This is a genomic window from Rheinheimera sp. (assembly GCF_036568245.1).
GTDB lineage: Bacteria > Pseudomonadota > Gammaproteobacteria > Enterobacterales > Alteromonadaceae > Alishewanella.
In genome coordinates this window covers 1-13773 of the sequence record NZ_DATCSY010000181.1, presented here as the reverse complement: position 1 = coordinate 13773, position 13773 = coordinate 1, and the positions used below count along the sequence as shown (strand labels likewise).

The following is a 13773-nucleotide window of genomic DNA, read 5'->3' as shown; positions in this document are numbered from 1 at the left end:
CCCAGGCTTTTACCGGATCTTTATGTTCAGCTTTGGCTTCGCGCCAAAGTTTCATCAGTTGTTGGCGAACTTTAGGGTACTTCAAACGGTTGGCGCTGTAGATGTACCAGGAATAACTGGCACCACGCGGGCAGCCGCGCGGTTCGTGGTTTGGTAAATCTGGCCGGGTGCGTGGATAATCAGTTTGTTGGGTTTCCCAGGTTACCAAACCATCTTTCACATAGATTTTCCAACTGCACGAGCCGGTACAGTTTACGCCATGAGTTGAACGCACTATTTTGTCGTGCTGCCAGCGCTGACGATAACCTTGCTCCCAGGTTCTGTCCTCGTTAGTTGTGACACCGTGACCGTCGGCGAACGGTTGTTTGCGTGTTTTAAAAAACCGCAGTTTGTCGAGCAGATGACTCATGATTTACTCCTGGTCTGTCTTGCGTAAACAGAGATTTTGCTTTTCTGATATGCACACTATAGAAACATCAGCGTGATGATGCTTGATTTAGATCATGCGAGCTAGCGCGCTAAACTGCTGATAAAAAACAGAAATACCTATTAGTGGGTAGTGTGGGTAGTGGTGAAATGGCCGACAATACGGCATCTTCTACCCCTTGAGCTGGCGCAGAGTAAACTTGGGTTACCTTGTTAGAAAAAAGGGGGTAGCTCAATTGTGTTGCTGTTTTTTATGCGGCAGGCGCTTACGTAAAGGGTTATGCTTGGGATGTAGATAAGCGGAGAGTGTATGCGACAATTTTCTATTGTTACCCGTATTAATATTGCACTGGCGTGTATTGTTACTCTGGCCGTTGGCACTATGTTGGCATCGTACTGGCTATCGGATAAAACAGATAATGATGCATATGCAGTAAATGTTGCAGGTTCATTACGGATGCAAAGTTACCGCTTAGCTTGGTTGGCCCAACATGGGGACGAAGAAAAATTAACGGCTGCAAAAGCCCAGTTTGAACAAAGCTGGCAACATCCTGTGTTTAAACGGTTTATGCATAATGATGTTGTAGTGTCGCAATTTGATACAGCAAAAAAGCACTGGAATAGCCTGGAAAAGCAAATCACTCAGGGGACAGCACCACCTGAGCAAATAGAGCAGGCGCTAAACCAGCAAATTCTGCAATTGGAGCAACTGGTAGCCTATATTCAGCAAGATGCAGAGCAAAAAGTGCGCAGTTTCCGCACTTTACAACTAGTGGCGTTGCTGGCAACCGTTCTGTTATCGGCTGTTGTGATCTATTGGCTCAAAGTAATGGTTCAGCAACCGCTGGAAGCCCTGACATTGGGCGCTAAACGGGTTGCCATGGGTGATTTTACCCATCGTCTTACTGTAGAAAATCAGGACGAGTTGGGCACGCTTGCGCATAGCTTCAACAAAATGAATGATTCTATTTCCTATATGTACGGCAATCTGGAACAGAGGGTTGAGCAGCAAACAGAAGCATTACAGCGCAACAATACTACTTTACGCTTCCTTTATAATACGGCAAAACGCATCAGTGAACATGCGCCTGAATTTGTCGATTTTCATCAGATTGTCTCCGAGCTAAAAACGGTGGTTAAACTCGACGATATCGAGTTATGTCTGTTTACAGAGGAAGGCTCTAAACCCTATATGCAGCTGGTTCCTTCATCAGATAATGACCCTTGTACTGAACAAAATTGCGCGGAATGCTTAACCACTGAAATTCGAAATGATTGCACATCTTTGCAATACAACTTTCAGTTGCAACGTGACAGAAAAAAGTATGGTGTCCTGGTTTTACGGTTAACACCTGATGAGAAAATAATGCCATGGCAGTCTGAGCTACTGGCTTCGGTGGCTGATCAGCTGGCGTTGGCATTAAGCTTGAAATCAGAAGAGTATCAAATGCGTCGCCTGGCGCTGATGCAAGAGCGAACGGTAATAGCCCGTGAACTACATGATTCTTTAGCGCAAGCGCTTTCCTACCTGAAAATTCAGGTGACCCGGTTAAATAAAGCCATTCAAAAGGATGATAAAAGCACCATTGATGACGTATCTACTGAGTTAAAGCAGGGGCTGGATGCGGCGTATCGTCAGCTTCGTGAATTGCTGACAACCTTCCGCTTAAAAGTCGATGGCGCAGGGTTGCTTAGTGCATTGCAGACTACAGTCAAACAGTTAACCGAGCAATCTGGGATGCAGATTTTGCTGAATTATCAGCTGACTGATATTCCGCTGGCGCCCCATGAGGAAATTCATCTGTTGCAGATTATTCGTGAGGCATCACAGAATGCTGTACATCATAGTCAGGGTTCTGAAATTAGAATTAGTTTGCGCCAGGACGAGCAAGATGTGCAGCTAGCAGTAGAAGATAATGGTGTCGGCATTCCGCAATCAGCAGAAAAGCTTAATCACTATGGTCTGGCTATTATGCAAGAGCGTAGCAAGCACCTGGATGGGAACATTCAGATTATCGCCCGGACTGAAGGTGGCACAGGGGTATATTTTCACTTTATGCCGGAGTACTTGCGGCAGAAGTACAGTGCCTGATAACTCTTAGTGGGTATAGAAATTGAACTCGCAATATCGCAGGCTGAAAGAGTGTTTTTTATCCTGAGCTAATATCTATGCCTGTTGTAGAAGACTATTTTGATGATTTCGCTGCTCTGGTGCGCTTATGCCAGCAGGAACCGGAAAAAGCAGAGCTGTTACGGCAACAACTGATTGCCAAACAACATAACGCCGGTGATAAGCTGGCGTTATTGCAGTATCAGTTCACTGTTGAACAACGGCTGCGTTTAATCTCATCACCGGAAGAAAAGCAACTGTTTATACAACAACAGTTAGCGCGAAACGTAGAGCGGCTGGAGCATTGTGTAGCGCAGTTACAATCAAGCTGTGACACTATTGCTAAAATAGTGAAGTCGTAACACGTTGTTGCTGTCGCGAAATGGTGACTAACACTTTTTACCTGCTGAGAAAAAACACCAGGGCGCGATATCCGCGCCCTGGTGTTTTGTTTTTTATGGATTGTAAAACTCACCATTTTTACGCAGATAGAAAAACCAGTTAATTAACAGGCACAAAGCATAAAATATGGCGAAGCCTACCATTGCATATTCTGGTGTCGCCGCTTTTATCTGCTCACCCAGCACCTGAGGAATATAGAAAGCGCCATAGGCGGCTACAGCAGATGTCCAGCCTAACACCGGGCCTGCCTGTTCTTTCGGGAAAACCACTGCAATTGTGCGGAAAGTGGAACCATTACCAATGCCGCTGGCAGCAAACAGCCCTAAGAAAATCAGGAAAAACGGTACAAAATATTGCTCAGGCGTTGCACTCTGATAGGCCAGTTGCATGTAATAACCGGCACCCAGAGCGCACAAAACCATGACGACGGAGCATAACTGCGTGACAAAAGCACCACCGAGCTTATCGGCAATCCAACCGCCGACGGGGCGGATTAACGCACCGATAAAAGGCGCTATCCAAGCATAGGTCAGGGCACTTGGGCCATTCGGATTAGGTGTGCTATGGGTCATTACGCCGTCAACCAAAATATGGCTGTAGCCGAAGATCACTTTTATCGATAATGGAAAGGCAGCAGCAAAGCCGATAAATGAGCCAAAGGTCATCACATACAACACACTCATAACCCAGGTGTGCTTGTTATTAAAAATCTGATACTGGCGATCCAGGCTGGTACGAATGGCACCAGGCAGCAATTTCAGCAGAAATACAGTGGCAAATAATACTGCCAGCAACACAATTTCTTTGGGAATACCAAAACCGGAGCCATTAGCTGACTCGGGTAAAATAAGCCATAAACCGGCAACTGAGGTAACAAAACCTATGCCAAGCATGGCCAGGATGATACTGAATGATTTTATTGCAGAAGGTAATTTAGGGGTAACTTCTTCGGTATGAATATTGTTAGTGCCAAACCAGAGTATAATGGCCAGCGGTAACAATGTGATCAGCCAGGAAAAACCGGCATTCTGGATCCAGGTATCTGTGCCTGCTGGAATAGTACCGGTAACGGTACCGCTGGCTTTCGTCAGAACCATAGGGTCACCGCCGCCGAGTAGCGTAAAAACACCATATGACATAAAAATCGGCACCAGTATTTGTACTGTGGTGACACCGAAATTACCCAGGCCAGCATTTAATCCCAGCGCTAAGCCTTGTTGCTTTTTCGGAAAAAAGAAACTGATGTTAGACATGGATGACGCAAAGTTACCCCCGCCTATGCCAGATAACAGAGCCATTAACTGAAACACCCAAAGTGGCGTATCGATGCTTTGCAACGCTAAGCCCGTGCCAACAGCAGGTATCATTAGTAAGCTGGTGGTCAGGAATAATGTATAACGGCCACCACATAACCGAACAAAAAAGCTCGATGGAATACGCAGTGTGGCGCCGGTTAAACCAGCAATGGCGGTTAGTGTAAATAACTCTGCTGTAGTAAACGGGTAGCCAACATTCAGCATTTGTACAGTGACAATGCTCCAAAGCATCCAGACACCGAAGCCGCACAGCAAGCTTGGAATGGATATCCATAGATTACGATTGGCGATTTTTTTGCCGCATTGCAACCAGAAGGTATCGTCTTCTGGCCGCCAATGTTTGAGATCTGACATAGCGTACTCCTGATAGAGACCATAGTTGGTACTGTGGAAACTATGCAGGGCAATGCCTTAGCTAACAATGTATCTTCGGTGTTAGCGATTTTGCGTCCTGTGGATAGTTGGGGTTACCCCAAAAGGAGTATTTATCTGAATGCAGTAAAAAATAATCATTTAATATCATGTTGTTATAGTTATGCTGTGGCAGGGTAATGTTTGAACATTGCGGTCTATTGTGACTAAGTAATTTGGCAATTAACTGATTTATATCAAAAACGACACGGCCTTGTTATATGCTAATAGCAGTACTTCTTCGGAATAATAGTTTGGGAGCCCGATATGTCAGAGCAAAAATCCAGTGTCATGCTGATAGATGATCATCCATTGCTGCGTAAAGGATTGAAACAGTTACTGGCTTTGGAAGATGATCTGGAAGTAATAGCTGAAGCGAGTAGTGGTGCTGAGGCAGTGCCACTGGCTGTAGAGCTGGATCCGGATCTGATTATCCTGGATCTGAATATGCAGGGTATGGACGGTATCGCAACGCTAAAAAAGCTCCGTGATGAGGGGGTGACGTCGCGTATTGTAATGCTCACGGTTTCTGATGCCGATGAAGATGTGGTAAATGCGATTAGTAACGGTGCAGATGGTTACCTGTTAAAAGACAGTGATCCTGAAATACTACTGGAACACATTAAGCGTGCGTTGTCTGGCAAAATGGTGCTTAGCGAAGCAGTGACACAGGTACTGGCAACAGCGTTGCGTCGCCCGACAGTAAAAACTCCCGCCGAATTAAATAGCCTGACCAATCGTGAGCATGAAATTTTAAGTTTTATTGCCAAAGGATTGAGTAACAAGTTGATCGCGCGCGAGCTGAATATTTCTGACGGTACCGTCAAAGTACATGTGAAACATTTATTGAAAAAGCTAGGTTTACGCTCACGGGTTGAAGCTGCTGTTTGGATGGTGAACCAGCAAGGAGGTAAGGTTTGATGGCTGCAGGAATGCTGGCAGTTGAGCAAGCGATCGCTCAGATGCTTGACGAGGTGCAGCCGTTGTCACAATCCGTAGACATACCGCTAAATGATGCTTTGGACTGTGTGCTGGCCCAAGCTGTCATCTCGCATATTAACGTGCCCGGATATGATAATGCCGCTATGGATGGTTATGCGCTGCGTGCAGCAGAGGTTAAACCACAACAGGCGCTAACCGTTGTCGGCGCCGCGCTGGCCGGCCATGCCTATAGCGATACGGTGCCCGTTGGCAGTTGCGTGCGTATTACCACCGGGGCCGTTTTACCACCGGACTTAGATACCGTAGTAATGCAGGAGCAAGTCACAATAACGCAGCAAGCCGGGCCGAAGCAGATATTGTGTAAGCTGCAACCTGATACCGGTGAGCACGTGCGGCGCGCCGGGGAAGATATTGCGCTGGGCGCGCAGGTTTTTGCCGCCGGACACAAACTGCGTCCGGTAGATATTGGCTTGCTGGCATCTTTAGGCATTGCGACAGTTACGGTGTGGCGAAAGCTGAAAGTGGCCGTGTTTTCCAGTGGTGACGAGTTAGTGCCGCCTGGCAAGCCGTTAGCGGCAGGTCATATTTATGACAGTAATCGCTATGTCATCTCAGCTATGTTACAGCGCTTAGGCGTTGAGGTGATTGATTTAGGGTTATTACCGGATGATCCTGATGTTATTGAACAGGCTTTTCTACAGGCCATGCAACAGGCTGATGTATTGGTCACCAGTGCCGGAGTATCGGTGGGAGATGCCGATTACACCAGGCAAATTCTACAAAAGCTTGGCCAGATAAACTTTTGGCAGGTGGCAATAAAGCCAGGTAAACCATTTGCCTTTGGTAAGCTTGAAAACTGCTGGTTTTTTGGTTTGCCGGGAAACCCGGTCGCCGCGGTGGTAACACTGGAGCAACTTGTACAGCCGGTATTACGCCAGCTAAGTGGTGAAACGCTAACTGAACACACTATAAAGCTCATTGCCGAGTGTACTGTGCCGTTGAAAAAACAAGCCGGACGTGCAGATTATCAACGAGGTTGGTACTGGCAGGATGAACATGGCTTGAAGGTAAAAACCCTGGGTGCTCAAAGCTCGGGCATGCTCAGTTCTGTTGCCAATGCTAATTGTTATATCGTGCTTGAGCGTGATGCTGTAAGCGTTGCAGCTGGTGAGAGAGTAACAATATTGCCATTTTCAAATTTGGTTTGTTAGTTTGAACTACCACCTTTGCGCTGGTGTAAACTGGCGCAGTTTTGATCTGCATCAACATCGTTACCCCCCTCGATCAGCACACTGCTAAACGTAAAGTTTAACTGGAGCAGTGTATGTTATTAGTCGATGCCTTATTGCACGAGCTGGACGTATTTGGTGTTAAACAGCTATTTGGTATCCCCGGCGATTTTGTATTGCCGCTATTTGAACAGCTGCAACAACGTAATACGCTGCCACTATATTATTTAAGCCACGAGCCCGCAGTGGTATTTGCCGCAGATGCGGCTGCCCGGATAAGTAACAATCCGGCAGTGGTGATCTTAACTTACGGCGCTGGTGCGCTAAATGCTGTCAATGCGGTGGCTCAGGCCTATGTAGAGCATGTACCTTTGGTGGTTATTGCCGGTTTTCCCAGCCAATCTGAAATCGATCGTGGCTTACAAATTCATCATCAAGCCAAAACGGTTGACTCACAACGGGATATTTACCGCGAAATCACGGCAGCCCAGTTCCGGTTGGATAATGCCCAAAGTGCAGGCGCAGATATCCATGCAGCCTTATTAACGGCCAAACAGCAAAGTCGGCCGGTACTGCTTGAAATTCCACGAGATGCTGTGCAAATGCAGACATCACTTGCCCGCGCCGAATTGCAGGATGTGGGTTCGCAGGATGAATTTGAACTGGCAGCAACAGATTTGGCAGCACGTTTAGCACAGGCAACGCAACCGGTCATACTGGCCGGAGTAGATGTTCGCCGCTTTGATGCTGTAGCGGAGCTTGAAGCACTGGCAGAAAAACTGAACATTCCCTTTGTCAGTACCTTAATGGGCCGGGCCAGTTTTAATCTGCAACATCCTTTATACGCCGGCATATTTCTGGATAAAACCGATATTCGCCCGGCACAGCTGTTGCGAAACGCCGATTTAATTTTGCAGGTGGGAGTGATTAAAACTGACAGCAATTTTGCCGCGCACAGTGAGTTATTTCCGCCGCACAAAGTGGTGTGTATTGAACAGAACCATCTTAAGCTGGGGCCGGCTACTTATCATCAATTAGGGTTAAAACCTTTGCTGGCTGCCGTAAAAAAACACTCTTCAGTGCGATATGCGCACTGTAACCTGCCTGCTGCAGCAAATTTAACACCTGATAAAGCGTTAAATGCAACCAGTGTTGTGCAGCGATTGGATGAAGTGCTAGCGGCTGGTAACCAAACCGTACCACTTATCTCTGACATAGGTGATTGTTTGTTTGCATCCTTGCATGCCAATCCCAGCCTGATGCTGGCACCGGCATTTTACGCTTCTATGGGTTATGCCGTGCCGGCAGCTTTTGGCGTGCAGGCGGTAACCGGTCTTCGCCCCGTCGTGTTGGTTGGCGACGGCGCGTTTTTAATGACCGGGCTTGAGCTGGGTCACTTTACCCGCTATGGCTTTGCACCGGTCATTATTGTATTTAACAACCAACGCTGGGACATGATAGAAGCCTTTGCTCCGGCATTAAACTGCACCCGGTTAGCTAACTGGCACTACGCGGAATTGGCGCGCAGTATGGGCGGAAATGGCATGCAGGTGACAACGCTGGCAGACTTTGAACAAGCACTACGCTTAGCTCTGCACAGTACTACACGGTTTAACCTGATAGAGGTGATGTTACCTGCTGGTAGTCGTACTGCGAGGCTGGACAATTTCGCCAATGGTTTTAAAGCGGCTCAGGCGGCGCAGGCTCAATGTTAACTCGCTGCAGTTTGTGGCAGATCAACGCCGGTTTTGATGCCGGCGTTACACTAGCCGCCTTTTTTATTTCGCTATAGTAGTGGCAGAGACTTTGTAATGTTTAAACCTGAATTACTTTCCCCGGCCGGAAGCTTAAAAGCGTTGCGTCTGGCTTTTGCTTATGGCGCCGATGCTGTTTATGCCGGTCAGCCTCGTTACAGTTTACGTGTGCGTAATAACGAGTTTGATTTAGCGACCCTGGAAACAGGCATTAACGAAGCGCATGCGCTGGGCAAAAAGCTGTATGTGGTTGTGAACATAGCGCCACATAACAGCAAGCTGAAAAGTTTTATTGCCGATATGGCACCTGTGGTCGCACTAAAACCCGATGCACTTATTGTGTCTGATCCCGGTGTCATTTATCTGTTGCGGCAGCATTTCCCCAAGATGCCACTGCATTTGTCGGTTCAGGCCAATACCGTGAACTGGGCTGCAGTGCAGTTCTGGCAAGGTATTGGTGTCGAACGGATAATATTATCGCGCGAGTTGTCGGTAGAGGAGATTGCTGAAATCCGTACTGAAGTGCCGGACATGGAGTTGGAAGTGTTTGTACACGGTGCTTTATGTATGGCCTATTCAGGCCGCTGCCTGTTATCAGGTTACATCAATAAGCGTGATCCGAATCAGGGGGCGTGCACCAATAGCTGCCGCTGGCCTTATCAGGTGCACGCGGCAGTGGAAGATGATGCCGGGCAATTTAAACCAATAAGCACGCCAGCATTACTCGAAGAGCAGGGCCGCCCAGGCGAGTTGATGGCGATAGATGAAGATCTGCACGGTACTTATATCTTAAACTCGAAAGATTTGCGTGCAATTGAGCATGTGCCGGCCTTAACCGCTATGGGGGTGCAGTCGCTTAAAATAGAGGGCCGTACAAAATCACCTTACTATGTTGCTCGCACCGCCCAGGTGTACCGCCGTGCAATCGATGATGCCGCTGCAGGCCATGACTTTAACCCGCAATTACTTGGCGAGTTGGAAGGCATGGCGAACCGCGGCTTTACCGAGGGCTTTCTGCGCCGACATAAACCGCAGGACTTACAAAACTACGATACCAGCCACAGTGTGGGTGAGCAGCTACTGGTGGGAGAGTTTATCAGTGAGCAGGACAGTGAAGGCTATGCTCTGGTTGAGATTAAAAACCAATTCGCAGTAGGTGACAATCTGCTGTTAATGACTCCTGCCGGTAATCACCATTTTACTTTAGCTGCGCTGCGGGATAAGCAGGGCAATGCCATGCTGCTGGCACCTGGTGCCTGTTATCAGCTTAAAGTGCAGTTGCCAGAGTGCACCGATTTGCGCTTCGCTATGCTGCTAAAACAATTACCAGTTGCGACCACTGCCAGCAGTGATTTGGCCGTTAACGCGGTAAGTTAAACATGCCCGCTGTTATTGATGTTAGCTGTATTAATTGCGATATGTGCGTACCGGAGTGTCCGAACGAGGCTATTAGCATGGGGGGCAATCACTATGAGGTTGATCCCATCCTTTGTACCGAATGTATCGGCTATTACGACCAGCCAACCTGTATAGCAGTGTGCCCGATAGATTGTATAGAGTTAATCGAGTAAGGGATTTTTGCGCGAGTTAGCATTTGAACATATGGTGCAGCGCGGCTTGAAAGAGGCACCGGAAGGGCAGGTAGTCTCCAATATGGTAATGGAACAACAAATACGTTTATGGTCGAAATAAATTGGACTGCGGAAGCGGGTTATAACGCTGAACTAATCCAGCGCCACCGCTTTAATCTGTGCATAAACCTGCTGCCCAACCTGCAAGCCCAATCTTTCAACTGAATGTTTGGTTAGCAGTGCCTGCAGTGGCTGTCCTTCCAGTGTTAGCTGTACCAGCGTTTCTGCCGGGTGCGGCGCACTGTTAAAACCGCTGATACTTACCTGTAACTGATTGCTGACAGAGCTGTCGTTTAGTGGCGTTAGGCTAAGTGCTACATCACGCGCCTGAATACGTAAACGGTATGAAGTGGGGGAGTAGTTTGCGTTATCGCAATGTTGCGGTGCTGGGAGCTGCAACTGCTGCTGGCCAATACTGAGCTTCAGCAGATGATTATTACAACCATGGCTTTTGGCATCTAGCATCGACATAGCGCCGATTGCCGCCAGTTGTGGTTGTAGCAATTGCTGTTGCAGCGGGCCCTGGCTGTGAATTCGACCATCCTGCATGAGTACCAGATTATCGGCCAGTTTAACAACGTCATCCAGTTGATGGCTTACCAGTAACATAGGTATGCCGGTCTGGCAGGCGATGCGTTGTAAAAACGGCAAAATCTCATTGCGGCTTTGCTGATCCAGTGACGCTAAAGGCTCATCCAGCAGCAGCAATTGTGGTTGGCTAAGTAAAGCCCGGCCGAGTGCGACGCGCTGACGCTGGCCACCGGATAATTGCGATGGCACTTGTTGCAATAACGGAGTCAGCTCCAGCATCTGGATAACCTGCTCAGGTTTAAGCTGTATAGCGGCGTGTTTTGCCAGCCGTTTAAAGCCATATAGCAGGTTTTGTTCAACTGTCAGGTGTGCTAATAAGCTGCTTTCCTGAAACACCATACCAATGCGGCGCTGATGTACTGGCACAAAATGCCCGTCTTGCTGCCATATTGTAGCGCCACATTGCACTTCAGCACCGGTATGGCGATCAAGGCCAGCTATAGCGCGCAGTAGTGTAGTTTTACCACAGCCTGAGCGGCCAAATAACGCGGTCACACCTCGTAGCGGCAGGCAGTTATCTATCTGCAGACAAAAATCACCCCGCTGCATAGTTAACTTTAGGGTTAAACCGGTAGTTGTCTGGCGTGGGCAATTCTGCTCGGTGACCGCCAGCCAGTGTTTGCCCTGGCGCGCTGTGATTTGAAACAGGCTCATCACGGCACCGCCTCGCGCTGATTGCGCCGGTTTAAACCATAGACAATAAACAGCACAACAAAAGCGCTGACTAATAACCCAAGCGATAGCTGCTGCGCCTGAGCGTAATTCATCGCCTCGGTGTGATCGTAGATCAGTACTGAAAGCACCTGAGTTTCGCCGGGAATACTGCCACCGAGCATCAGTATCACGCCAAATTCACCCAGCGTATGGGCAAAGGTTAATGTGGCAGCAATAATAAAACCGCCACGACACAATGGCAGTACCACGCTAAACAGCTGATCCAGCTTACCGGCACCTAAGGTTGCGGCTACCTCGAGCGGTCTTGGCCCCATACGGCGAAAGCTGTCCATAAGCGGTTGTACGGTAAAGGGCAGTGAATACACAACGGAGCCGATTAAAATGCCACTAAAGCTAAATGCCAGATGATTAAAGCCCAGTTGCTCCAAAGTGCTGCCGACTGCGCCATGCGGGCCAAGTAGCAGCAATAAATAAAACCCCAGTACTGTTGGCGGAAGTACTAATGGCAGTGCCACTATTGCCTGAATAGCCGTGCGCAATTTGCTGTTACTAAGTGACAGCCACCAGGCCAGCGGTGTGCCTAGTAGCAATAAAATCACGGTGGTGTATAAGCATAGCTTTAGGGTGAGCCTAATCGCTTGCCAGTCTTGCGGGCTGAGTGTGGCGAATAGTTCTGCCATCAGTTCGCCTCCGGCTTTTCGAATCCCGGTTGTTCAAAGCCCGGCTGTTCAAAACGCCCTTGTTCAAAACCATAGTGCTGCATAATGCTTAGCGCTTGTGGTGTTGTCATAAAGGCGCTGAACTGCCGCGCAGCCGTGTTAGCTGCGCCGTGGCGGGTAATGACATAGGCCTGCAGCAGCGGTTGGTGCAGCTCAGTATTAATAGGCTGGTAGCCCTGGCCTGCCAGCTCAGGAAAGCGGGCCAGCGACTGCGCAATAATAGCGATATCGGCGCCGCCACTTTGCGCCAGTTGCGCAGTTTGGGCGATATTTTCGCCATAGACGATTTTCGGCTCTACTTTTTGCCAGACACCGGCAGTCTGCAAGGCTTGTTTAGCGCGCTGGCCATAAGGCGCATGGGCTGGTTGGGCGATGGCGATGCGGGCAAAATCCAGCTCTGCCAGCTCTGCCAGCTCTGCCAGCTGTTCTAGCTTAATGCCGGCCATATTCTGTTTTGGGCTCCACAGCACTAAATGCCCCAGCGCATAAGGCTGTGGCGCAGTGGCTGCGAAGCCGTCCTGATATAGCCGTCCGGCAAAGCTGATATCAGCGGAGAAAAACATATCATAGGGCGCGCCATGGCGGATCTGAGTGCTGAGTTTGCCGCTGGCGCCATAAATTACCCTGACATCAAGCTGATTCTGCTGTTGAAACAGGCTAACGATGTCAGCCATGGCATAGCGCAGGTCGGAAGCGGCCGCTATGGTGAGCTTGTCGCCGGCATAACTGCTTAAGGTGAAAAGCAAACAAACAGCAAAGAATAGATGGCGCATCAGTTACTCCCAGCGCGCCAGTGCTTGCTGGTCGCTGGCCTTGGCCGCCACCCAGTAATCACCTTGCGCGGTATGCTCTTTTTTCCAGAATGGCGCTCGGTTTTTCAGGTAATCCATAATGAACTCACAGGCGGCAAAGGCCGCTGCGCGGTGGGCACTGGCAATACCGACAAACACAATTTGTTGCTGTGGCTTAAGTGTGCCTACCCGGTGAACAATGCGCACCGCGCCAAGCTGCCAGCGTTGCTTTGCCTGTTCTGCGATTGCAATAAGGGCTTGTTCTGTCATGCCGGGGTAGTGCTCCAGCGTCATGTTGTGCAGTATGTTGTTGCTAAGCTCACGTACCAGGCCGTTAAAGGTGACAATAGCGCCGCAGTTGGCCTGCTGGCGCAGCTCGTCGTATTCGCTGGCGACGCAAAAGTCGTCGCTTTGCACCGCAACAAAGATGCTCATGTCATTCTCCATCCGTTAGCTACTATCTCTTAACCGCCCGTTACCGGCGGGAAAAATGCCAGCTCATCACCGTCCTGTACACTGGCCGTTAACGGCACCAATTGCTGATTAACAGCGCAGAGCAAATCATTGCGGCTAAGCTCCAGTTGCCAGTTGTGGCAGCGGCTTTGCAGTTGCTGCAGTATGTCGGCAACCCGCAATATTTTGTCATCGCAGCTCAGCAGGTATTGCTCGCAGTCAAGCCGCTCGCGCAGCGCGGCGAAAAACAGAATTTTAATCATTTGGCCTCCACAACATAATGTCCGGACTTACCGCCGGTCTTTTCCAGCAATTGTACCTTT

13 protein-coding genes and 1 pseudogene are annotated in these 13773 nt (G+C 48.9%); 7 read left to right on the top strand and 7 right to left on the bottom strand.

The window, feature by feature from the left end:
• Positions 1-409: pseudogene (gene narZ, locus VIN66_RS08190) on the bottom strand (nitrate reductase subunit alpha); the annotation flags it as partial.
• A 327-nt stretch (positions 410-736) separates the two neighbouring features.
• Between narZ and VIN66_RS08185 the strand changes: the two are divergent.
• Positions 737-2518 (top strand): ATP-binding protein, encoded by a 1782-nt coding sequence (locus tag VIN66_RS08185; protein WP_331923517.1) that lies wholly within the window; start codon positions 737-739, stop codon positions 2516-2518.
• 77 nt (positions 2519-2595) lie between these two features.
• Positions 2596-2898 (top strand): DUF3135 domain-containing protein, encoded by a 303-nt coding sequence (locus VIN66_RS08180; RefSeq protein WP_331923516.1) that lies wholly within the window; start codon positions 2596-2598, stop codon positions 2896-2898.
• Between the two features lie 93 nt (positions 2899-2991).
• Here VIN66_RS08180 and VIN66_RS08175 read toward each other — a convergent pair whose 3' ends face one another.
• Entirely contained in the window at positions 2992-4608 is a 1617-nt protein-coding gene (locus VIN66_RS08175) for an MFS transporter (RefSeq protein WP_331923515.1), read from the bottom strand.
• Between the two features lie 324 nt (positions 4609-4932).
• Between VIN66_RS08175 and narL the strand changes: the two genes are divergently transcribed.
• From narL to VIN66_RS08150, 5 genes are all read left to right on the top strand, one after another.
• The gene (gene narL / locus VIN66_RS08170) at positions 4933-5586 is read left to right on the top strand and encodes a two-component system response regulator NarL (protein WP_331923514.1); all 654 of its coding nucleotides are present in this window, start codon (positions 4933-4935) and stop codon (positions 5584-5586) included.
• Entirely contained in the window at positions 5586-6818 is a 1233-nt protein-coding gene (glp, locus tag VIN66_RS08165) for a gephyrin-like molybdotransferase Glp (protein WP_331923513.1), read from the top strand. The genes narL and glp overlap by 1 nt, the downstream gene beginning before the upstream one ends.
• Before the next feature lie 113 nt (positions 6819-6931).
• Complete coding sequence (locus VIN66_RS08160; protein WP_331923512.1) at positions 6932-8551, top strand: thiamine pyrophosphate-binding protein; 1620 nt, start codon at positions 6932-6934, stop codon at positions 8549-8551.
• Positions 8552-8647: 96 nt separating this feature from the next.
• Complete coding sequence (gene yegQ / locus VIN66_RS08155) at positions 8648-9967, top strand: tRNA 5-hydroxyuridine modification protein YegQ (protein WP_331923511.1); 1320 nt, start codon at positions 8648-8650, stop codon at positions 9965-9967.
• 2 nt (positions 9968-9969) lie between these two features.
• Positions 9970-10161: a YfhL family 4Fe-4S dicluster ferredoxin gene (locus VIN66_RS08150; protein ID WP_331923510.1), complete on the top strand. Its 192-nt coding sequence runs from the start codon at positions 9970-9972 to the stop codon at positions 10159-10161.
• A gap of 153 nt (positions 10162-10314) precedes the next feature.
• On the opposite strand, the gene modC is transcribed toward VIN66_RS08150, so the two are convergent.
• From modC to VIN66_RS08125, 5 genes are read right to left on the bottom strand one after another with little or no spacing between them, the layout of a single operon-like run.
• A complete protein-coding gene (modC, locus tag VIN66_RS08145; RefSeq protein WP_331923509.1) occupies positions 10315-11466 on the bottom strand; it encodes a molybdenum ABC transporter ATP-binding protein in 1152 nt (383 codons plus the stop codon).
• A complete protein-coding gene (gene modB / locus VIN66_RS08140; protein ID WP_331923508.1) occupies positions 11466-12167 on the bottom strand; it encodes a molybdate ABC transporter permease subunit in 702 nt (233 codons plus the stop codon). The genes modC and modB overlap by 1 nt, the downstream gene beginning before the upstream one ends.
• Positions 12167-12979: a molybdate ABC transporter substrate-binding protein gene (gene modA / locus VIN66_RS08135; RefSeq protein ID WP_331923507.1), complete on the bottom strand. Its 813-nt coding sequence runs from the start codon at positions 12977-12979 to the stop codon at positions 12167-12169. The genes modB and modA overlap by 1 nt, the downstream gene beginning before the upstream one ends.
• Before the next feature lie 3 nt (positions 12980-12982).
• Positions 12983-13432 carry a molybdopterin synthase catalytic subunit MoaE gene (moaE, locus tag VIN66_RS08130; protein ID WP_331923506.1) on the bottom strand — a complete coding sequence of 150 codons (450 nt, stop codon included), beginning with the start codon at positions 13430-13432 and terminating at the stop codon, positions 12983-12985.
• Between the two features lie 29 nt (positions 13433-13461).
• Positions 13462-13713 (bottom strand): MoaD/ThiS family protein, encoded by a 252-nt coding sequence (locus VIN66_RS08125; RefSeq protein ID WP_331923505.1) that lies wholly within the window; start codon positions 13711-13713, stop codon positions 13462-13464.
• Positions 13714-13773: the final 60 nt, after the last annotated feature.